The organism is Qipengyuania flava (genome assembly GCF_011762005.1).
Classification (GTDB): Bacteria; Pseudomonadota; Alphaproteobacteria; order Sphingomonadales; family Sphingomonadaceae; genus Qipengyuania; species Qipengyuania flava.
This window is the reverse complement of sequence record NZ_JAASQU010000001.1, coordinates 1,243,708-1,263,938: the sequence shown is the minus strand read 5'-3', so window position 1 is coordinate 1,263,938 and position 20,231 is coordinate 1,243,708. Positions and strand designations below refer to the sequence as shown.

Here is a 20,231-nt window from a genome sequence, read left to right as displayed (position 1 = left end):
TAGTTGCCGAGGCCTTAGAAGCGAAGGCGAACACCAGCGTAATAGCGACGACCGAAGACGTCGTAGACGTCTGCGGCAGTGTCCGACCCGGTAACGTTGCCGGTCACACCGCTGAGGATGTTCGGGGCATCGTTGTCGAGCAGGTTGTCGACGCCGAGATAGAATTCGTACGTGTCGCCAGCGAAGAACGTCGTCTGCATGTCGAGGTAGAATTCAGCCGGGATTTCATAGACGCGCGAGCCATCGAACTGATCGTCGATATAGGCGCTGCCGATGAAGGTACCGGTGAACGACATGCGGAAGTCGCCCGTGCCGTAAGCAAGGTTCGCGGTGAAGCGATCCTTCGAAGTGCCGACTTCACCGTCGGCCCGGTCGGCATCGCCACCCGGAAGCGAGAAGAAGTCATACTCGAGGATGTGCGTGTATGCACCGCGGAGCGACAGGCGGTCGTTGTCCAGTAGTCCGAGGCCCGTGAACCAGGTCGCGGTCACGTCGACACCAGAGGTCTTGAGGACCGAGGCGTTGACCGACAGCGAATTGATCAGGTCGATCGAACCGGCGCTGTTGACGGCCGTTGCGGTCGGACGACGCGTGATCAGATCACAGAACGTCGCGTTGCCCTGGCCATAGCACTGGTCGAGGCTGAACTGACGCGGGAAGCCCGAGATCACGTCTTCTACTTCGATATCGTAGTAGTCGGCGGTGATGGTCAGGTTGCGCAGCGCATCGAACGACCGCGGGTTCAGGATGACACCCGCGGTGAAGGATGTCGCGGTTTCTTCCTGCAGGTCGGGGTTGCCGCCATTGAAGCCGGAAATACCTTGGATGTCCGACTGGTTCAGCGTGAACGTACCGTTTGCAGCGATGTTTGCAGCTACGCCCGCATCTGCACGACAATTGTCGCCCAGTGCTCCGCCGCCGGTGGCACCGATGCCTTCGCAGGGATCGGTCAGACCGCTCGGGAAGGTCTGGGACAGACCCGAGAACAGTTCGCCCACATTCGGAGCACGAACCGCCTTGGCGTAGGTTGCGCGGAACCGGAGGTCATCCACCGGAGCCCAGGTGCCGGTCACGTTCCAGCTGAAGGTGGTGCCAACGGTCGAATAGTCCGAGACACGTGCCGCCGCGCCGACTTCGAGGATCTCGAAGAAGGGAGTGTCGGCGAGCACCGGGACGCGGATTTCACCATAGGCTTCCTTCACGTCGAACGAACCGCTGGTGTCGGGCAGGACATTACCGGCGTTGAGGCCAGCATTGGTCAGCGCGTCATTGTCGGAGAACGAGCTTTCCTTGCGGTATTCGGCGCCAACGGCGATGCCGACCGAACCTGCGGGAAGCTCAAAGAGCGAACCCGAGAGATTGGCCTGGACGACCTGCTGGGTGATCCCGGTCTGGTAGGTGCCCTGCGCTTGGATGTAGTTGACGGCATCCTGCGACATGCTGCCAGCGCCGAAGATATTGGCCGGAGCACAACCGTTTGCCCGCGCTTCGGGATCGATACAGATCGCCTCGCCGGCGATGCCGTTGCCGTTCTCATCGCCTACTTCCGAACGCACGGCGAGTGCATCGCGGAAGTTGATGACATTGACCTGACCCGAGGAGACCTGGTTTTCGCTGACGTCGCCGTAGTTGTAGCTGATATCCCAGCTGAACTTGTCGTCGAACAGACCACCTTCGAGGCCGACGACGAAACGATAGAAATCGCGCGTGGTCGAACCGGTACGGCCGCCGAATTCGGACAGACGGCGGGCGAACCCGATGTCACGCAGCCCGTCGCCATTCGAATCGGTCGCTGCTGCGAGAATTTCCGCCGGAACGAACGGGTTGGCTACGATCGTGCTGGTGCCCGGAAGGTAGTTTTCGATGTTGAAACCACCGTCGGTCGGGAAGATCCCGTTGGCACCCCCCGATTCAAGCGGGAACGGCTCGATGATGCGCGACGAGGTGGTCTTGTTGAACGTACCTTCAGCGAAAAGGCTGATGTTGTCCGACAGCGCGTAATTGCCGCGTGCCGCGAACAGGTAACGTTCGACCGGAACTGCCAGCGTGCGGAAGTCCTGGCGGTTGAAACCGTTCGGACCGGTACCCGAACCGATGGTCGCCGTGCAGGTCGGGCCATTGGTGGTAAAACAATCCTGCAGGTTGCCGTTGGGATCGTAGGTGAAGGTCCCGTTGGAGGTGACGAAGCGACCCTGGGGGGGGAAGCTGGAGTAATACGGTTCGGTCGGTTCGCCGAACTCGCCACCGAAATAGATCGAGTCGAGATCATCGATCCGGGTGTTCGGGCGACTGTTCGAAAGCAGGCCCTTTTCGTTCGAATAGCCGAAGTGGACCATGATGTTGCCATCGCCGCCGGACAGATTGGTGCCGGCAGTTATGTTCGCCTGGTAACGCGCATCGTCACCTTCTTCGGTGATGCCGTACTGTGCGTTGGCTTCGATGCCTTCGAAGTTCTCTTTGTAGACGAAGTTTACGACGCCCGCGATTGCGTCCGAACCGTAAAGCGAAGAGGCGCCGCCGGTCAGGATATCGATGCGATCGATGAACTGCGTCGGGATGACGTTCAGGTCGACCGTTGCCGAGCCGGCGATGCTGCCAACGACGCGACGGCCATTGATAAGCACCAGAGTGCGGTCGGAGCCGAGGTCACGCAGATCGACGGTAGCAACACCGGTGCCCGACGTCAGGAAGGCCGAGTTGGTACGGCTCAGTCCCGGGGTCCCGAATACGGGGTTCTCGAGCAGGACTTCCTGAATGTTGGTAACACCGGCGTCATCGATCACCTGAGCGTCGACGACCTGCAGCGGCGCAGGCGATTCAACGGTCGGCGATGCGATGCGCGAACCGGTGACAACGATGGCGTTGCTGGGAGTTTCAGCAGCTTCGAGCTGCCCTTCCTCATTGGTTTCGACTTCCTGCGCGAACGCAGGCGTAGAAATCGCAAGGGCGGCGATGCCTGCACTCGTGAAGAGCGCAAGACGCCGGCCCCGTGCGAACGGGGGGGTAAAGGTCATCATGTATTCCCTGATTTGCGACCTGTGCGATATTGCACGGGGCCCATTGGGCGCGCGGGCATGAGTCCCGCAATGGTCGTTCGTCGAATTTGGTCGTCTACGGGTAATTGCTTATCTGAGTGTCATTTTTCTGCAACACTACCGAATGGCGAAGTGCACGGTGGAATTCGGAGCCATCGTCTTGTGAGGGAATGACAATCTGTTAGGTTGGAACGCGGCCATTTGGGCCGGTTCCGGAAGAGGGAAGCAAACAATGAAGCGTCTCATTGGTCTCGCGGCCATTGTTCTGGCCGTACCCGTCGGGGTTGGCGCTCAGGAAACAGGCAATGACGCGCGCTTGCTGCAATGTCGCGAGATTGAGCGCAAGTCACAGCGGCTCGAATGTTTCGACGAAGCAATGGACGCGATATTCGGAGTGGACGAAGTCGCGGAGGCCGAGCGCCAGGAGTTGCAGCGCGACAATTTCGGCAATCTCGCTGCCGACCAGCAGGACGTAGCCGATGATTTCACCGGCACGATCACGCATGTCGACTTCAATCAGACATACAACATCCTCCGTTTCCAACTCGACAATGGAAGCGTGTGGGAGGCGAAGAGTTCGGGATCGCTGCGTTATGGCTTCTTCCAGCCGGGCGAGCAGGTAACCATCGAAAGGGGTGCCTTGGGGACTTTCAAACTGTCGATTGCGGGCAAGCGGGGCTGGCGCGGCGTCAAGCGCATCGATTGATGGACATCGCCAGCGCGCAAAGGGCGCTGCAGGTGGCGCAAGCGGCGCTGCAACAAGGCCGGTTGAAGGACGCGCGCTCCGCGCTGACCCCGCTGCGCAAGGCGCTGCCGCGCGACAAGACGGTGCTTTACCTCGCGGCGCGACTGGCACGCGCGGAAGGCGATCCCCGTGGAGCGGCCAAACTGCTCGAAAAGGCGCTGCGAACCGCATCGCGCGACGCGCCGCTGTGGGCCGAATATGCCAGTGCGCTGGACGATGCACACCGTTTCGAAGAGGCGGAAAAAGCCTACACCAAGTCTTTGAAGCTGGAGCCCGGCCTGGTCGATGCGGCGATCGACCTCGCCATCTTGCGTCATCGCCGGCTGGGTCGACCGAATGCGCTCGACGACCTTCGCCGACTTGCTGCGGCAAATCCCGAGCATCTTCGTTCGTGGCGAAATCTGGCGCTTCTCGAACGCGAGGAATTTGCCACCGGGCCGGCAATAAGGGCTAGCGAGCACGTTCTCGCGCGGGCGCCCAACGATGCGATGGCGCTGTCCGTCCGCGCCTATGCCGAATTCGATTCGGGCAGGTCCAGTCTCGCGCATTTCAATCGCGCGCTTGCGGCGGTCCCGAGGGACATGGGGCTGGCGGTCAAATATGCCGCGGCGCTCCACGCCGAACGGCGCAGTCACGACGCCGACCGCGTGCTGGGCCAGGTCATCGGCGCGGAGCCGTTCAACATCGATGCGCTCCACGCGCGCGCGCAGATCCGATGGGAAGCCGCGCTCGAAGGTGATCCGCTTGCCGGCTTCGCCGATGCTGTGGCGAGACCCGGCTGCCCCGCTGCCGTGTGGGGCGAATATGCGCGTCTGGCCGAACGGCATCGCAATCCTGCTGCGGCCATGGAGATCGCGCGGCGCGCGCGGGTCGCGCTCGGCGACCGGTGCGAGGTCGAGTTGATGACCGCAAGGGCGGCGTGCGAAGCGGATGATTTTGCCGCACATGCGGATATCTTCGATGCGATCGCACGCCATGGAGATACCGGGGCAGACTTGCTGCGAGCGCGTTGGCTGGCCCGGATGCACCGCTGGGACGAGCTTTCGCGGCTCGGACAGAAACTCCTCAGGGCAGGGCATGCGCGGGACATCTTGCCCTACCTTTCACTTGCATGGCGAGGCAGCGATCCCGAGCGCTGGCACTGGCTCGAACGTCACGGCGCGCTGGTAGGAACGTTGGATATCGGCGGGCGGGTTCGCGACCTCGGTGCGCTCGCAGAGTATTTGCGACGAGTTCACAGCGCACGGCAGCAACCACTCGAACAGTCGTTGCGGGGCGGAACACAGACCGACGGCATGTTGTTTGCCCGGATGTCTCCCGAAATCGATGAACTCCGCAATGCGATCGCAGACGCCGTTGCCGAGTATCTCGCACAGCTTCCACCGCACGATCCGAAGCACCCCTGGCTTTCATTGCCGCGCGAAGTTCGCCGCTTTACCGGATCGTGGTCGGTCCGCCTGCAGAGCTCGGGGTATCACGTCGCACACATCCATAATCGCGGTGACGTGAGCTCGGCCTGCTATATCGCCTTGCCCCAAACTCTCGGTAGCGGAGATGGCCTGGGCGAAGGCCCCGAAGATGGCTGGCTGTTCGTGGGAGAGGCTCCGCGCGAATTCGGTCTCGATTGGGAGCCGGTCCGTCTCGTGCGGCCGGAAGAAGGCATGCTGGCCCTGTTCCCGTCGTGGGCGTGGCATGGGACGCGGCCGTTTTCCGCAGGTGAACGACTGACGGTAGCTTTCGACGCTGAACTCGGCTGAGCCCCGCCGAGCTGATCGATAAAACTGATCGTGCTTCCGTGCCCCTTTCCGGGCTCGTTTCAAACGGCTGCCTGTTTCTCTGCAACAGACGCGGGATAGGCAAAAAGAAAGGCGGGCCGAAGCCCGCCTTTCCATGTGTTCGTGAAGCCGAAGCTTAGAACTGGAGGGTCGCGCTCATGAAGATGCGACGACCGACCGGGTCATAGGTTTCGACATAGGTGTTGCCGTTGGTGCCACCGTAGTTGCTGGCGATGATCGGCGGTTCCTTGTCGAACAGGTTGTTGACGCCGAAGCGCAGCATGACCGGGTCGAGGTCATACGACAGCGTCAGGTCGAAGTAGTTCTGGTCACCGATGTCGCCAACCGAAGCTGCCGCACCCGTACCCAGATCGGCATCGCTGCTGCGCTGATCCCAATCGACAGCGCCGAAGTGACGCCAGCGGATCGACGCACCAAAGCCGAAGTCGAAGGTGTAACCCAGACGCATCTGGTGACGCCATTCGGGCAGCGGCGTGCCACAGTTGTTACCGTGGTAGCCGGTGCAGTCGAAACGACCGTCGGTGTTTGCCGTGCTGATGCCGGTGTCGATCGTGAAGTCGTTGAGCCACGAGCCATTGAACGACAGGTTCAGACGGCCTGCGCCGATCGAACGGTTGTACGAAGCCGAGATGTCGACACCGCTCGTTTCCACACCACCGATGTTCAGCGTGGTGTTGTTGACGAAACCGCCATTGACCCACAGCGCGAGGCTGCCCGGGGCACGGTTCACATTGTCACAGAACAACGCATCGCCGGTGATACCGCACTGGTTGATGGTGGTCTGCGCACCGATGGTCGAGATCGCATTGTCGATACTGATGTCGTAGTAGTCGACAGCCATCACGAAGCCCGGAATGAAAGCGTCAGGCTCGACGACCATACCCACGGTGTAGGTATCGGCCTTTTCGGGCTCAACGTCCGGGTTACCGCCGATGAACTGGTTGTACTGGCCAGCGGGGCTGACCGGAACGCTACCATAACGGTTGGTGGGAACACCGAGGTTCACACACTGTGCCTGCGAGTAAACCGGGGTGGCACCTGCGCAGGGATCGTTGCCCGAGAACAGCGCAATCCGGTTCGGTGCGAACAGGTTCAGGATGTTCGGGGCGCGGACAGCGCGGTTGTAGCCGCCACGGAACTTGAGCCAGTCGACGGGAGCGAACTCGCCGATGATCTTGTACGTGTCGGTCGATGCACCCGTGCTGTAGTCCGAGTAGCGATAGCCGAGTTCGAGGGCCAGCAGGTCCACGAAGCTGTCTTCGATGATCGGAATACGAAGTTCGCCGAAGACTTCCTTGACGTCGAACTTACCGAACACGTCAAGCTGCGGGCTACCCTGGCCGGCACCGTCCTGCGTCTGGAAGCCAGCGTCGTTGCGGGTCGAAATCAGCTCTTCACGATACTCGGCACCGAGGACGAAGCCGATCGGCGTGCTGTTGCCGATCGAAACCAGATCGCCTGCGAGATATGCGTTGGCGATGACTTCTTCGACTTCACCGGTCGAAAGCAGCGGAATGCTGACGTAGTCGATGGCTGCCTGGGTGATGCCGTCACGCGGATCGCCGCTGGCAACAATGCCCGAACCCTGGAACGGGTTGTAGACCTGGCAGTTCGGATCCGAACCGTCGAGCACCGACTGGCAGACAACGTCGCCGGTGTCGGGGTCGATGGTTGCCTGAAGGGCATTACGCAGACGCGAAACCGAGAAGTCGTTGTTGTACTTCTGCTGGAAGATCGTCGTGCCGTACTGGATCGACGCATCGTAACGGATCGAGTCGGTAACCGGGCCACGAAGACCGGCGACAAGGCGATAAGCCGTGTGACGCAGGTCGTCGAAACGCGGACCGCCTTCGACGTTACGCTTACCGATGTACAGCGGGATGATGCCGTCGACGACCGTGTCACCCGAGTCGGCGTTGCCGTCGATCAGGCCGCACAGATAGTCGCCCTGTGCATCGTTGAACAGCGGGCTGTCGCACGAGATGTTGTAGGCTTCGGCGAAGAAGGTACCCGACTGAGCGATCTGGGCCTGCGAGCGGTCGTCCATGAACATGAACTCGGCATAGGCCGTAACTGCCGGCGAGATCTCGTAGTCCGCAAAGAAGCCTGCGGTGTAACGAGTGTCAGGACGCTGGAAGTGGTTGATCGGGTTGTAGTTGTACGCTTCGAACGGTGCGCCGAAGTTGTCCGAACCATCCGCCACCAGGGTCGGGCCCGTGGTGAAGGTGTAGTTGAAGAACGCATCGGTGACGGTCGCATTGATCGCGTTCGACGAACCGCCGCAGCTGCCGAAACCGGTGAGTGCGCAGAACGAATAGTCGCGGTCGCCGAGAAGCAGCGCGTCTACTTCACGATAGCCGACATAGCCGGTGACGTGGCCGCGGCCATCGTCGAACGAAGCGCCGAGCGTCAGTTCGACATTGTACTGCGAACCGCCGACGTCATTGCCACTGGGCGGAGTGAAACCGCGTGCTGCGTTCCGGTCGAGGATCGAATCGCCAGCATCGGTAACGATCTGGCTGGTGCCGTTGTCGTGCTGGTAGAAGCCATAGGTCGCATCGAGACGAACGCCTTCGAAGTCGGTGTCCATGACGAAGTTGACAACACCGGCCACAGCGTCGGCACCGTAGGTTGCCGAAGCACCACCGGTCAGAACTTCGACGCGCTCGATGAGCGAAGCCGGGATCTGGTTAAGGTCGGCTGCCGGAAGGCCAGGATCGCCCGGCTGCAGGCGGCGGCCGTTGATCAGAACCAGCGTACGCGACGTGCCGAGACCGCGAAGGTCGACCGTGGCCGTACCCGAAGCGCCGTTGGCGATGAAGGCGTTCTGGCCGCCGACAACCTGCGGCAGCGAGTTGACCAGATCTTCGACGCGGACCGTACCGGTGTCGGCGACTTCGGCCGCACCGACGACGGTGACCGGGCTGGCGCTGTCGACATCGGGACGCGCGATACGCGAACCGGTAACGACGATCGCCCCCGTCGAGGTTGCCGTCGGATCGTCGACGGTCGCTTCGTCGGCAGGACCGACCTGGGCCATTGCCGGCTGCGAAAGCAGGGCAAGGCCAAGGGCAGCGGGTGCCGCACTTGCTTTGAAGTAGGTGTGGAGTTTCACTCTGTTAATCCCTCTATTGATCGACCGACCCCTGAGGTCGGATCTCCAAGGAACCCCTGGGAGGGATGTGACATCCGCAATCGTCAATCGACGAAAAGCATATCCACTCCCTCCAGTGGAAGCTGGCATGTGCCTTTAGGGACGCGCCGAATGCAAAGCTTTTGTTACATTTTGGCAGGTTTGAGGCTGAAGGTGTGGTGCGCAGGTCACACCTCCTGCTTGGCGGAAATTGCGCGTCTGCGGCGCCGTTCGAGACATCGGGAAAACAAAGCCGCGCGGATCGCTTGACGTTTACGTAAGGTGGGCTTACGCAAACGGTCCTGTTTAGAAACCTATAATGAGGATGCCGATGCCCGAAGCCTATATCGTCGAAGCCGTCCGCACTGCCGGCGGCCGCCGCGGTGGCCGCCTTGCCGGAGTACACCCGGTCGATCTCGCCGCGACATCGCTCGATGCGGTGATGGAGCGCAGCGGGCTCGAAGCAAAGGCGATCGACGACGTCGTCATGGGCTGTGTCAGTCAAGGCGGCGAGCAGGCGATGCAGGTCGGGCGCAATGCGGTACTCGCCAGCAAACATCTGGGCGAAGGCGTGCCCGCGGTCACCATCGATCGCCAGTGCGGTTCTTCGCAGCAGGCGATCCAGTTCGCTGCGCAGGCCGTCATGAGCGGAACGCAGGACGTGGTCATTGCCGCCGGCGTGGAAAGCATGAGCCGCGTGCCGATGGGGTCGACCGCGATGTTCCACATGAAGGAAGGGCTGGGTAACTACAAATCGCCCGGCCTCGAGGAGAAGTACCCCGGCATCCAGTGGAGCCAGTTCATGGGTGCGGAGATGATCGCGCAGAAGCACGGTTTCTCCAAGGACGATCTCGACCGCTTCGCGCTGGCCAGCCACGAGAAGGCGATCGCGGCGACCAAGTCGGGCGCCTTCGAGAACGAAATCGTCGGCGTCGACATCGAAACCGCTGAGGGTGCCGAGTGTCATACGGTGGACGAGGGCATCCGCTTCGATGCCACGTTGGAAGGCATTGCGGGCGTCAAGCTGCTCAGCCCCGAAGGCAGGATCACCGCCGCGAGCAGCAGCCAGATCTGCGACGGATCGAGCGCGGTGCTGGTGGTGAGCGAGCAGGCCTTGAAGGAATACGGCCTCACCCCGCTGGCGCGGATCCACAATCTGACCGTCACTGCGGGCGACCCGGTGATCATGCTCGAAGAACCGCTGTTCGCGACCGATCGCGCGCTTCAGCGCGCGGGCATGTCGATCAACGACATCGACCTGTACGAGGTCAACGAGGCCTTCGCCCCCGTTCCGCTCGCATGGCTCAAGCATACGGGCGCCGATCCGGACAAGCTCAACGTCAATGGTGGCGCGATCGCGCTGGGCCACCCGCTGGGCGCCAGCGGCACCAAGCTGATGGCCACGCTGGTTCACGCGCTCAAGGCGCGCGGCAAGAAATACGGGCTGCAGACCATGTGCGAAGGCGGCGGAGTCGCCAACGTCACTATCGTCGAAGCCCTTTAGGGCGGAGCGTGCGGTCCCGGTGGAAGCCGGGGCCGCGACCCGCTAGGCACATTCATCCGAACCCCAATCCGGCGTTGCCGGACATCGAATCGAGAGGACAATCCATGGAAGTCAGCAGCAACACTCCCGCCGTCGTGACCGGCGGCGCCTCGGGTCTTGGCGAGGCCACCGCACGCGCGCTCGCCGCAAAGGGCGCGAAGGTCGCCATCTTCGACATGAACGAAGAGAAGGGCGAAGCGGTCGCCAAGGACATCGGCGGCATCTTCTGCAAGGTCAACGTGACGAGCGACGAAGACGTCGATGCGGGCTTTGCGAAGGCGCGCGAGGCGCATGGGCAAGAGCGCATCCTCGTCAACTGCGCGGGCATCGGCAATGCGATCAAAACCGCCAGCCGCGACAAGCAAAGCGGCGAGATCAAGCATTTCCCGCTCTCGGCCTTCGACTTCGTCATCCAGGTCAATCTGATCGGCACCTTCCGCTGCATCGCCAAGTCGGCAGCGGGCATGATGACGCTCGACCCGCTGACCGAAGAAGGCAATCGCGGTGCGATCGTCAACACGGCCTCGGTCGCTGCCGAAGACGGCCAGATGGGCCAGGCGGCCTATTCGGCATCCAAGGGCGGCGTCGTCGGCATGACGCTGCCGATCGCGCGCGACCTGATGAAGGAAGGTATCCGCGTGAACACCATCCTGCCGGGCATTTTCGAAACCCCGCTGATGAACGCTGCGCCGCCGCAGGTGAAGGAAGCGCTCGCCGCATCGGTGCCGTTCCCCAAGCGTCTCGGCATGCCCGAAGAATACGCCAAGCTTGCCATGTGCATGATCGAAACCGGCTATTTCAACGGCGAGGACGTGCGCCTCGACGGTGCCATTCGCATGGCGCCGCGGTGATCCCATCGCGACCGTCTGAGTGCCGGCAAGGATCGTAGCCTTGCCGGCATGAATGCCTTCACGCCCTCGACCGCATGCCGAAAATGGCGCGGGCGGGGGCGTTTTGCTTTGCAGAGCCGGGGCAAGGATCCTGAGAGGTCCATTCCGGCGACCCGACCGGAGAGGAATCCAACCATGTCGTACAGTCAGATCAAGCTCGATATCGCCGGCGGCGTTGCCACCATCACGCTGCATCGTCCGGAGAAGATGAACGCTTTCACCCGCGTCATGATGGACGAAATCATCCACGCGATCGACACCACTGATGCCGACGACAGTGTCCGTGCGGTGATCGTCACCGGACATGGCGACCGGGCCTTCTGCGCCGGCGCCGACCTGACTCCGGAGGACGGAGGCCATGTCTTCTCCGATCCCAACCCGGTCGAGGACCTGTCGGACGAACGGGTGCGCGATGGCGGGGGGCGCCTCACGCTGCGGTTGTTTGATTCGAAAAAACCGCTGATCGGCGCCTGCAACGGGGTCGCCGTGGGCGTGGGGGCGACGATGCAACTCCCCTTCGATGTGCGACTCGCCAGCGACAATGCGCGGTTCGGCTTCGTGTTCGCGCGACGCGGCATCACTCCGGAAGCCGCATCGAGCTGGTTCCTGCCGCGGTTGGTGGGCATGCAGACGGCACTCGAATGGTGCATGACGGGGCGCATTTTCGACGCCGCCGAAGCACATGAGCGCGGGCTGGTGCGCTCGGTCCATCCGCAGGGGGAATTGCTCGACGCGGCGCATGGCATCGCGCGCGAGATTGCCGAAAACACTTCCGCCGTGTCGGTAGCGATGACCCGCGCGATGTTGTGGCGTCTGGGGGCAGCGGGCCATCCGATGGATGCGCATAAGGTCGACAGCCGGGCGATCTATCGCCTGAGCCGCAGCGAGGATGCCAAGGAAGGTATCGCCAGCTTCCTCGAAAAGCGCGCACCGGCCTATCCCGATACCGTCAGCGAGGACATGCCCGATTTCTACCCGTGGTGGGACCAACCGGCCTATCGATAGTTGCGCTTGTGACGGTCACAGCCGCAACGGCCTTGCCAAGGCCAGCGCGCGATTCCAAGGTCGCCGGCATGTCCAAACATCAGCCTGCCCAACGCCTTGCCCAGTTTCTGCCCTACCAGTTGTCGATCACCTCGAATGCGGTCTCGACGCGTATTGCCGAACAATATCGCAAGCGCTTCGCGCTCAAGACGACCGAATGGCGCATCATGGCGGTGCTGGGCGATCACGGAACGCTGACGCAGCGCCAGCTGTCGCAACAGACGCTGATGGACAAGGTGCCGGTAAACCGTGCGTGCAAGCGGCTCGAAGAGCGCGGGCTGGTGCAGCGCTCGCCCAATGCCAGCGACGGTCGCTCGCACATGCTCGAACTCACTGCGGAAGGGCACGCGGTGCATGCGGGCATCATGCCGCTGGCGCTCAAGATAGAGGAACAGCTTTTCTCGGTGTTGAGCGAGGAGGAGCGCGCCAGCCTGCTCGACATGTTGACGCGCGTGCGTGACCAGGCCGGCGATTTCGACGCGGAAAGCCTGGCCGACTAACTGCCGGACAGGCTTCCCGCAATCGATCGGTTAGCGGCTGCGCCTGGGGTGGCTACCCGATGCCGCCACTGAATGCATCGGCGATCGAACAGGCTGCCGGGCCGAGAATGACGATGAACAGAACCGGCAAGATGAACATGATCAGCGGCACGGTCATGATCGCGGGCAGGCGTGCGGCCTTTTCCTCGGCGCGCATCATGCGTTCGTTGCGGAACTCTGCCGACAGCACACGCAGCGCCGAAGCGAGCGGGGTACCGTAGCGTTCGGTCTGGACCATGGTGGTGACCACGCCTTTGACCGCGTCGAGATCCACGCGATAGGCGAGATTGTTGAAGGCCTTGCGCCGTTCGTTGAGGAACGAAAGCTCGATCGCGGTCAGCGCGAATTCGTCACCCAGTTCGGGGTAGGCACGGCCCAGTTCCTTGGCGACACGGTTGAAGGCAGCATCCACGGTCAGGCCCGCCTCGGCGCAAATCACGAGCAGGTCGAGCGCGTCGGGCAGACCCTTGCGGATCGCGTCCGAGCGCTTTTTCGCAAGGTTGCTTAGATAGATCTCGGGGCCCTTGTAGCCAAGGAACACCGCCAGCATCAGCGCACCATTGCGCTTCATCGGTCCCCATTCCGGGAAGCTGTCGAGCAGGAACACGCTGACGAAGACGAGCAGGCCCAGCACCACCGGCAGCACGGCGCGCAGACCGATGATGACGATCGCCAGTTCCTTGTTCCGGAAACCGGCATGGGCCAGCTTCTGCTGCACAACCTCGACCTGGCTTTGCTGCAGCACTTTCATGCTGCCCAAAGTGTCCTTGATCCTTTCGGTCGTGTCGGTCTTGCGGACCAGGCTCTGGCGCTTCTTCGTCCCGCCGGTGACGAGCCCGAGCTTGAGTTCTTCCCGGCGGCCTTCGAGCGCCCTGACGCGCTTGGCCATCGGATCCTTGATCGTCAGTGCGGTATAGATCGCGAAGACGACGGCCATGGCGGCGATGCCTGCCATGATCGAACCGACGACGATCACGTCGAAGCCAAGCAGGGTGGGGCCGGTTGCGGATTCCATTACGCTACTCCTCGCCCACTCAGATTTCGAAACTGACCATCTTGGCCATGATGAAGGCCCCGATGCTCATCCACACCATCCCGCCGAGTCCGGTGACGATCAGCCGGTCGTCGGTGAAGAAACCGCCGATGTAGGACGGGTTGATCCACCAGATCATGGCGAAGACGATGAAGGGCAGTGCGCCCACGATATAGGCCGACGCCTTCGATTCCGAGCTCATCGCCTTGATCTTGAGCTTCATCTGCGCGCGTTTGCGCAGCACGTCGGCGAGGTTCGACAGCGTTTCGGCGAGGTTGCCCCCGGTTTCGCGCTGGATCGCGAGCGTTATGCAGAAGAAGTTGAATTCGGGAATGTCGAGCCGGTCGGCTGCTTCCTGCAGCGCGTCTTCCATGGTCCGCCCGATCTTGATGCGTTCGACCACACCCTTGAATTCCTCGCCCACCGGGCCCGGCACTTCCTGTGCCACGACGGCGAGTGTTTCGGTGACGGGGAGGCCGGAGCGCAGGCCGCGCACCAGCAGCTCGATTCCATCAGGGAACTTGGTGTTGAAATTGTTCGTCCGCTTTTTGATCGCCCGCCCGACAATGAAGTGCGGCAGTCCCGCGCCGACGAATATGCCGATCGCCAGCGAAAGGCCGAGCGAGCCACTGCGCAGGAACATCAGCAGAGAGACCACGACCGCAAGGCCGAGCGACGCATAGGCGTATTGCGCTAGCGTCCATCCCTTGCCCGTCCGGTCGAGACGAATGGCGAGCGCCTCGATACGCGAACTCGAGCCCGCTACGCGATGCATTTTCGGGCGCCGCGCGGCGATCGCCTTCTTGAGCTGCGATTCGACCTTGGTGTCGGTGCTCTGGGAATGCCTGAAGCGGACCTGTTCGAGCCGGCGCTGGCTGGCCTTGGCCGCGTTCGGACCCGAGACCAGCATATAGACGATCCCCAGAAAGGCCAGGACCCCGAGGGTCAGCAAAGCCAGCTGGATGATGTTCATGCGTTGTCTCCGTCAGTCATTTCGCAGCCAGTTCCGGTCCGAATCCCTATGCCGTTATTCGGCGGGCTCGGCGACGGGGGCGCTTTTCTTCTTGGCCAGCAGGCCTTTCAGATCGAGCGATCCGAGCAGCGATTTCTTGCCCGCTGCCGCGTCACCCTCGTCTTCTTCGCTCGCGCCGATCACGCGGGCGGCAAGCTGCTTGATCGCCGCGCTCGCCTTGGCGCTGCCATTGGCGTCGACGAAGGTCTTGCCCAGCTTGGCGGCGTTGGTCGCCGCCTTCTGGTCGAAGGGAATGATCACATCGATCTTGCGTTCGATCGAGGCTTCGAAATCGGTTCGGCTGATCTCGCCTGCACCCGGCTGCACCTTGTTGGCGACGACGACGACCTGCGAATGCGGGGCGTTCGTCTTGAGCCATGACAGGATGCGGATCGTGTCACGCGCCGAGGCAAGCGACATTTCCGCCGCCAGCACGATAACGTTCACGTCCGTGAGCAATTGCGGGAAATTGATCATCATGTTGCGCGGCATGTCGAGCACCGTCATCTCGAACTGGTGCTTGAACTCTTCCTGCAACTGCATGAATGCCGCGCCATCGGTCATCAGCGGCTGGTTGACCGGCGCTTCGGCCGACAGGATCGCCAGATTGTCGTTCGCGCGGATCATGGCGCGTTCGATGAACAGCCCGTCGATGCGGCTGGGATTGTCGATCGCGTCGGTCAGGCCGCGTCCCGGCTCGAGGTCGAGCGTGAGCGCCCCGGTGCCGAAATGCACGTCGAGATCGAGCAGCGCCGTCGGCATGCGTTTCTCGGTCGAAAAGATCCAGGCCAGCGAGGTAACCAGCGTCGATGCGCCGACCCCGCCGCGGGTCCCGATGACGGCGGTAGAGACATGGTGCTTGACGCCCTCTTCTTCGCCTCCGCGCGGAGCCATAAAGACCGCCTGCGCCTGCGTCAGCGCATCGCGCAGTGCATTGGCCGAAAGCGGCTTGAGCAGATAGTCGTGAATGCCGCTCGCGAGCAGGTCGCGATAGAGGCGCACGTCGTTGACCTGGCCGATCGCGATCACGACCGTGCCGGGTTCGCAGACTTCGGCCAGCGCATTGATGTCGTTGAGCGGGTCGCCGCTTTCGGACAGGTCGACCATCAGGATGTTCGGGCTGGCCGAAACCGAGAGCGACTGGATGGCATTGCGCAGGCCGCCCTTGTTGCACTTCTCGGGCGGCCAGCCGAGCTCGATGACCACCGGGCGCAGCACGTCGAGCGCGGTCTCGTCGCAGAGATAGGCCGCGAATGCATCGCGATTACCCGGCATGCCGGATTTGAGTGAAGCGCTCATGGCTGCTTAGCCTCCTTCTTGGCTGCTGATGTTGGCCAGTTCGCCGTCCCCGGTGAGAGCCCGGTCGCGATATGCCCTGATGGCCTTGGTCGAGGTGGTGACGACGGTTTCGCCGGTGCCTTCCTGGCCCTGGATCAGATCCTCGGGGTTGGCGACCATCGCGGCGAGATTGCCGTTCACCGCGCAGCCGTAGCCCGGGTAGGTCGCATTGTATTCGTTCGCCTCGTTATTGGCCGACCAGTCGGGGCACCCCGGAACGCTGGCGGTCGAACGGGTCACGACAATGCGCGCCTGGCCCGGATCGACATAGCCCGCGGTCACGGGCGACCCTTCGCTGACGAGCAGGCCATGCCGCCCGGCAAGAGCGGCGAGGTCTTCTTTCACTGCCGCGCTGGCAGTCGGATCGTCGAGCGAGATACGGTCGCCATAGCCGAGGCCCATGGCGTCGAACCAGTCGGCGACGCGGCGCTGTTCGGTAACGGGCAAGCCGTCCCCGGCGGTGTTGACGTCGAGCGTGAAATTGGTCCGCTCGACCACCGGCTGGCGGGCGCTGTAGAGCGATTTGTTCTCGGTCGGGAAGCCGCCGCATGCGCCCAGCGCGAGGCTGAGCGAGATAGCGAGCGAACCGGCGAGCTTGCGATTGATTGCCTTGGCCATGATACTCTTCCCCTTATTCGAAGCTGAAGCCGGGCTTGGCCGCTGCAGTCCGCTCGTTGCGGCGCGCTTCGGGTTCGCTGGCGGCGCGGCGCTGCCCGTCATCGGCAGGCTGCCCATGCGAGATGCCGGGTTCGACAGCTTCGGTTTCGACTGCGCTCGGCTTGGGCCGGTCGCCGCCGGTCACGCCATCGCTCTGCTGGAAGCCGAGCAGGCGCTGGAATTCGGATGGCTTGCGGAAGCCGTCGGTCGGCAGCTTGATGTCATTTGCGTTGACCGGTTTCACCAGATACGGCGTCACCACGATCACCAATTCGGTCTCGCCCTTGCGATAGGTGGTCGAGCGGAACAGGTTACCGAGGATCGGCACGTCGCCGAGACCGGGCGCCTTGTCGATCGAATTCGTCGCATTGTTCGACAGCAGGCCGGCGATCATGAAGCTCTGTCCCGAACCCAGTTCGACGGTTGTCTCTGCGCGGCGCGTAACCAGTGCGGGGACCTGGAAGCCATTGAGCGTAATCGCCCCCTGCGACGACAGTTCGGACACTTCGGGACGGACGCGCATCGAGATGCGGCCATTCGCAAGCACTGTCGGCGTGTAGGCGAGGCTGACACCGTAGTTCTTGTATTCGATCGTGGTGTTGCCGAGGCCCTGGTTGAGCGGGATCGGGAATTCACCACCCGCGAGGAATTCGGCGGTCTCGCCCGACAGTGCGGTCAGGTTGGGCTGCGACAGCGTGGTCACGAGCCCTTCGGTTTCCGCGAGGTCCAGCGCCGCACCGATGTCGAGCCCGAGGAACTTGCCCATCGCGCCCAGCGTGGTGCCCGGCGAAATGCCGGTAATCGCGGTCCCGGTCGCCTCGATCACTTCGCTCGGATCGGTAGGATCGGGGATATATCCCGTCGGGACGTTGCCAACGCCGAAGGCGGGCAGCTGCCCCCCTTCGATATAGCCGGCGCGGCCCTGGCCGACACCGAACTGGAACCCGCCCGTGCCGTCGATGCTGGCAAGGTTCACGCCGATGGCGCGGACGAAACTGCGGCTGACTTCGGCGATGCGGACCTGCAGATTGACCTGCAGCGGCGTTGCCATGCGCAGCCGGCTGATAACGTTCGCGCCTTCGCCGACATAGGCTTCGACGAGGCGTTGCGCTTCTTCGGCATCTTCGGGCGCGGCGACCGTGCCGGTCAGCAGCACGACGTTGGAACCCATGGTGGCGACCGAGATCTTCGCCTGCGGCATCGCCAGCGAAAGCAGTTGGTCGATGCTGCCGATATTCGATCCGACGCGGACGTTGGCCGACCAGATGATGTCGCCCGCGGCATTGCTGGCGTAGATCGTGGTTTCGCCGCCCGCCTTGCCAAGCACGTAAAGCTGGCGCTGCGACTTGACCTGGACGTCGGCGATGTCGTCATTGGCGACGAAAATGTCGGCCATCGTGCCGGGCACGTTGACCAGTTCGCCGCGGCCGATCGAAAGTACGATTTCCGAGCTCGGGCGAACGACCGACTGGGCGGTTGCAACCGGGGTCGGAGCGGCGAGTGCCAGCGGCGCAAGCGCCAGACCTGCCAGCAGCATGTTCGAGGTAAATCGACGTTTCATGGAATTGCCCCCTGAATGGCGTTCCTTGTTTTCTGTTCTTTTCACTGTCCGCCCACCGGTACTTCGACGGTATCCTTGCCGCGAGTGACGCGTACGGTCGGCCCCTGGCGCGCCGGGGCGCTGCCTGCGACGCCCATCGCGGGCGGGGCTTCGGGTGCATCGTTGGCGTTGCCCTGCGACGGCACGCTACGGCGCTGGAAGCGCGATACGTCGCCGCCGGTGACAAAAGTGCTCTTGCCATCGACCGGGCGAGCCATCGCCTGCCGGAGCAGCTGTTCTTCTTCTTCGGGCGTGGCATCGTCGGGGATGTTAACATCGCCCGAGGCGATGGCGCGTTCGAGTTCGGTCTGGTTGTCCGCCAGCGAGCGCAGCGACAGGCTGAGCGTACCGATGGTCTGCGCGACGGCGACCTTCTCGGCGATCTGCGGCGTGACTTCGAGCGTCACCATGCGGATTTCTTTCACTACGGTCGAACCGGTCTCGTCCTTCTCCGAGACGGTCGACTGGTCGGTGGCGAGCACGCGAAGGTTACGAAGTATGGTTTCCGATGCTTTCAGGCTGGGGCCTTCGCCATCGACCTGCTGGGTGAGCACCATGTCGACCCGGTCGCCGGGGAAAACGAAGCCGGCCACGCCCGACTGGGCATTCACCGGAACGGTAATCGCCCGCATTCCCGGTGCCAGTGCTGCCGCGAGGAAGCCGCGATCGCCCGGCGCGACCAGCGCGCCCTGCGTCACCGGCTCACCTGCGGTAATCGGATGACGGACGACGGTACCGAGCAACTTGCTCATATCGGCTTCGCCGTCGAGGAAGTAGGCGTCCTGCACCAGTTCTTCGGGCCACAGCTGAAAGCCGAGCGCGTCGGCCGTGATGATCGTGCCGACGGGCAGCGCCCGCTGCGCGACGAGAACCTTGGGTCCCTGGGCTTCGACCTGCGCGGCCGCTTCGGCCTGCGGCGCACCGCTTCCCGCGAACATGCTGCGCGCGATGAGTGCGGTACCCACCGCAACGATCAGCGCGGCAACCAGCAGAACCAGCTTCTTCCTATCCATGGCTGTCTAGCCCCCTAATTCGGCCCGCCGATGGAAGGTGCGGGCAAGTATGGTTTCATGCCTTACGGCTGAATTGGTTAAGATCGCGTTCTCAGCCCCCTGCGGGACTTGCAGTGCCCGCAAGCATCTGGCCGCTGGCGACGATCCACAGACCCGCAAGTGAGATCGCGGGGCCATAGGGAACCCACAGATCGCGTTCGTGCCGGCGGATGATCCGGATCGATCCGAGCGTGACCAGCAGCAGGACCGCGATCGGCGCCAGGGCCAGCGCGATGATCGCGGCGGGACTGTCGAGCGAGGTAGACGTCAATGCCGCTGGCAGCGGCAGGCGCGGTCCGCCCAGCACGGCGCTGGCGAACAGCGCGGCGATGATCGTACCGATAATGAGGAAGATCGTGTCGCGCGCCGGATGGGTCTGGATGGTCGTCGAATGCGCTACGCGCCATGCCCCCACGGCCATGGTCAGGACCCAACCCAGCATCGCCATCGCGACGATCAGCATGGTGAATTGCGAAGGCGGCACCCACAGCGCGAGCGCGGTCAGCAGCTTGACGTCGCCGCCGCCCATCTGGCGCATGGCGAACAGCGCACAACAGACGGCGAAGACGAGCGTGGCCAGCCCGAGCTGCCATGCGATCCCTGGCCACAGCGGCAGTCCGATTGCCAGCCAGTACAGCGGGGCACCCGCCGCTACCGTCAGCGTCAGATGATTGCTGATCGTGCGGCTCTTGAGGTCGGTAACGATTACCCAGAGCAGTGCGATTGCCAATCCGGCGAGCAATACGTAGGTGAAAATCTGGCTTTGCATGGCGCTCCGCAGGATTTGCTTCGTGGCGCATTGCTACAGGAACGT

Annotated in this window: 15 protein-coding genes; 6 read left to right on the top strand and 9 right to left on the bottom strand. The window is 62.8% G+C overall.

Translation table 11 applies throughout. The features are described from left to right. Nucleotides 1-14: 14 nt before the first annotated feature. Nucleotides 15-3,014: a TonB-dependent receptor plug domain-containing protein gene (locus FHS69_RS06230; RefSeq protein ID WP_166776928.1), complete on the bottom strand. Its 3,000-nt coding sequence runs from the start codon at nucleotides 3,012-3,014 to the stop codon at nucleotides 15-17. 253 nt (nucleotides 3,015-3,267) lie between these two features. On the opposite strand from FHS69_RS06230, the gene FHS69_RS06225 reads away from it, so the two are divergent. Both FHS69_RS06225 and FHS69_RS06220 read left to right on the top strand, forming a co-directional pair. Then, nucleotides 3,268-3,741 carry a hypothetical protein gene (locus FHS69_RS06225; RefSeq protein ID WP_166776927.1) on the top strand — a complete coding sequence of 158 codons (474 nt, stop codon included), beginning with the start codon at nucleotides 3,268-3,270 and terminating at the stop codon, nucleotides 3,739-3,741. Further along, the gene (locus FHS69_RS06220; protein ID WP_166776926.1) at nucleotides 3,741-5,537 is read left to right on the top strand and encodes a putative 2OG-Fe(II) oxygenase; all 1,797 of its coding nucleotides are present in this window, start codon (nucleotides 3,741-3,743) and stop codon (nucleotides 5,535-5,537) included. The genes FHS69_RS06225 and FHS69_RS06220 overlap by 1 nt, the downstream gene beginning before the upstream one ends. Nucleotides 5,538-5,691: 154 nt before the next feature. On the opposite strand, the gene FHS69_RS06215 is transcribed toward FHS69_RS06220, so the two are convergent. Further along, complete coding sequence (locus tag FHS69_RS06215) at nucleotides 5,692-8,616, bottom strand: TonB-dependent receptor domain-containing protein (protein ID WP_166776925.1); 2,925 nt, start codon at nucleotides 8,614-8,616, stop codon at nucleotides 5,692-5,694. A gap of 424 nt (nucleotides 8,617-9,040) precedes the next feature. On the opposite strand from FHS69_RS06215, the gene FHS69_RS06210 reads away from it, so the two are divergent. The 4 genes from FHS69_RS06210 (at nucleotide 9,041) to FHS69_RS06195 (ending at nucleotide 12,686) form a co-directional block, all read left to right on the top strand. Then, nucleotides 9,041-10,213 carry an acetyl-CoA C-acetyltransferase gene (locus tag FHS69_RS06210; RefSeq protein ID WP_166776924.1) on the top strand — a complete coding sequence of 391 codons (1,173 nt, stop codon included), beginning with the start codon at nucleotides 9,041-9,043 and terminating at the stop codon, nucleotides 10,211-10,213. 104 nt (nucleotides 10,214-10,317) lie between these two features. Next, nucleotides 10,318-11,103 (top strand): SDR family NAD(P)-dependent oxidoreductase, encoded by a 786-nt coding sequence (locus tag FHS69_RS06205; RefSeq protein WP_067462798.1) that lies wholly within the window; start codon nucleotides 10,318-10,320, stop codon nucleotides 11,101-11,103. A gap of 174 nt (nucleotides 11,104-11,277) precedes the next feature. Further along, the gene (locus FHS69_RS06200) at nucleotides 11,278-12,147 is read left to right on the top strand and encodes a crotonase/enoyl-CoA hydratase family protein (RefSeq protein ID WP_166776923.1); all 870 of its coding nucleotides are present in this window, start codon (nucleotides 11,278-11,280) and stop codon (nucleotides 12,145-12,147) included. A gap of 68 nt (nucleotides 12,148-12,215) precedes the next feature. Then, complete coding sequence (locus FHS69_RS06195; RefSeq protein WP_166776922.1) at nucleotides 12,216-12,686, top strand: MarR family winged helix-turn-helix transcriptional regulator; 471 nt, start codon at nucleotides 12,216-12,218, stop codon at nucleotides 12,684-12,686. Nucleotides 12,687-12,738: 52 nt separating this feature from the next. On the opposite strand, the gene FHS69_RS06190 is transcribed toward FHS69_RS06195, so the two are convergent. The 7 genes from FHS69_RS06190 to FHS69_RS06160 all read right to left on the bottom strand — a co-directional run bounded on the left by FHS69_RS06190 (nucleotide 12,739) and on the right by FHS69_RS06160 (nucleotide 20,186). Beyond that, a complete protein-coding gene (locus FHS69_RS06190) occupies nucleotides 12,739-13,740 on the bottom strand; it encodes a type II secretion system F family protein (protein ID WP_067501434.1) in 1,002 nt (333 codons plus the stop codon). Between the two features lie 19 nt (nucleotides 13,741-13,759). Then, nucleotides 13,760-14,731, bottom strand: a complete 972-nt coding sequence (locus FHS69_RS06185; RefSeq protein ID WP_166776921.1) for a type II secretion system F family protein — start codon at nucleotides 14,729-14,731, stop codon at nucleotides 13,760-13,762. A 54-nt stretch (nucleotides 14,732-14,785) separates the two neighbouring features. Further along, on the bottom strand, nucleotides 14,786-16,069 hold the full coding sequence (locus FHS69_RS06180) for a pilus assembly protein CpaE (RefSeq protein ID WP_067462815.1): 1,284 nt from the start codon (nucleotides 16,067-16,069) through the stop codon (nucleotides 14,786-14,788). Between the two features lie 6 nt (nucleotides 16,070-16,075). Continuing rightward, entirely contained in the window at nucleotides 16,076-16,726 is a 651-nt protein-coding gene (locus FHS69_RS06175) for a CpaD family pilus assembly protein (RefSeq protein WP_067462818.1), read from the bottom strand. A 13-nt stretch (nucleotides 16,727-16,739) separates the two neighbouring features. Beyond that, the gene (locus FHS69_RS06170; protein WP_166776920.1) at nucleotides 16,740-18,326 is read right to left on the bottom strand and encodes a type II and III secretion system protein family protein; all 1,587 of its coding nucleotides are present in this window, start codon (nucleotides 18,324-18,326) and stop codon (nucleotides 16,740-16,742) included. Nucleotides 18,327-18,367: 41 nt separating this feature from the next. Next, nucleotides 18,368-19,378 carry a Flp pilus assembly protein CpaB gene (gene cpaB / locus FHS69_RS06165; RefSeq protein ID WP_166776919.1) on the bottom strand — a complete coding sequence of 337 codons (1,011 nt, stop codon included), beginning with the start codon at nucleotides 19,376-19,378 and terminating at the stop codon, nucleotides 18,368-18,370. A 91-nt stretch (nucleotides 19,379-19,469) separates the two neighbouring features. Further along, on the bottom strand, nucleotides 19,470-20,186 hold the full coding sequence (locus FHS69_RS06160; protein ID WP_166776918.1) for an A24 family peptidase: 717 nt from the start codon (nucleotides 20,184-20,186) through the stop codon (nucleotides 19,470-19,472). Between the last annotated feature and the right edge of the window lie 45 nt (nucleotides 20,187-20,231).

What these genes read in the sequence shown, in the direction of transcription:
- cpaB (WP_166776919.1), bottom strand. Translation starts at nt 19,378, where the DNA reads ATGGATAGGAAGAAGCTGGTTCTGCTGGTTGCCGCGCTGATCGTTGCG.
- FHS69_RS06190 (WP_067501434.1), bottom strand. Translation starts at nt 13,740, where the DNA reads ATGGAATCCGCAACCGGCCCCACCCTGCTTGGCTTCGACGTGATCGTC.
- FHS69_RS06230 (WP_166776928.1), bottom strand. Translation starts at nt 3,014, where the DNA reads ATGACCTTTACCCCCCCGTTCGCACGGGGCCGGCGTCTTGCGCTCTTC.
- FHS69_RS06220 (WP_166776926.1), top strand. Translation starts at nt 3,741, where the DNA reads ATGGACATCGCCAGCGCGCAAAGGGCGCTGCAGGTGGCGCAAGCGGCG.
- FHS69_RS06160 (WP_166776918.1), bottom strand. Translation starts at nt 20,186, where the DNA reads ATGCAAAGCCAGATTTTCACCTACGTATTGCTCGCCGGATTGGCAATC.
- FHS69_RS06175 (WP_067462818.1), bottom strand. Translation starts at nt 16,726, where the DNA reads ATGGCCAAGGCAATCAATCGCAAGCTCGCCGGTTCGCTCGCTATCTCG.
- FHS69_RS06225 (WP_166776927.1), top strand. Translation starts at nt 3,268, where the DNA reads ATGAAGCGTCTCATTGGTCTCGCGGCCATTGTTCTGGCCGTACCCGTC.
- FHS69_RS06210 (WP_166776924.1), top strand. Translation starts at nt 9,041, where the DNA reads ATGCCCGAAGCCTATATCGTCGAAGCCGTCCGCACTGCCGGCGGCCGC.
- FHS69_RS06185 (WP_166776921.1), bottom strand. Translation starts at nt 14,731, where the DNA reads ATGAACATCATCCAGCTGGCTTTGCTGACCCTCGGGGTCCTGGCCTTT.
- FHS69_RS06200 (WP_166776923.1), top strand. Translation starts at nt 11,278, where the DNA reads ATGTCGTACAGTCAGATCAAGCTCGATATCGCCGGCGGCGTTGCCACC.
- FHS69_RS06170 (WP_166776920.1), bottom strand. Translation starts at nt 18,326, where the DNA reads ATGAAACGTCGATTTACCTCGAACATGCTGCTGGCAGGTCTGGCGCTT.
- FHS69_RS06205 (WP_067462798.1), top strand. Translation starts at nt 10,318, where the DNA reads ATGGAAGTCAGCAGCAACACTCCCGCCGTCGTGACCGGCGGCGCCTCG.
- FHS69_RS06195 (WP_166776922.1), top strand. Translation starts at nt 12,216, where the DNA reads ATGTCCAAACATCAGCCTGCCCAACGCCTTGCCCAGTTTCTGCCCTAC.
- FHS69_RS06215 (WP_166776925.1), bottom strand. Translation starts at nt 8,616, where the DNA reads ATGGCCCAGGTCGGTCCTGCCGACGAAGCGACCGTCGACGATCCGACG.
- FHS69_RS06180 (WP_067462815.1), bottom strand. Translation starts at nt 16,069, where the DNA reads ATGAGCGCTTCACTCAAATCCGGCATGCCGGGTAATCGCGATGCATTC.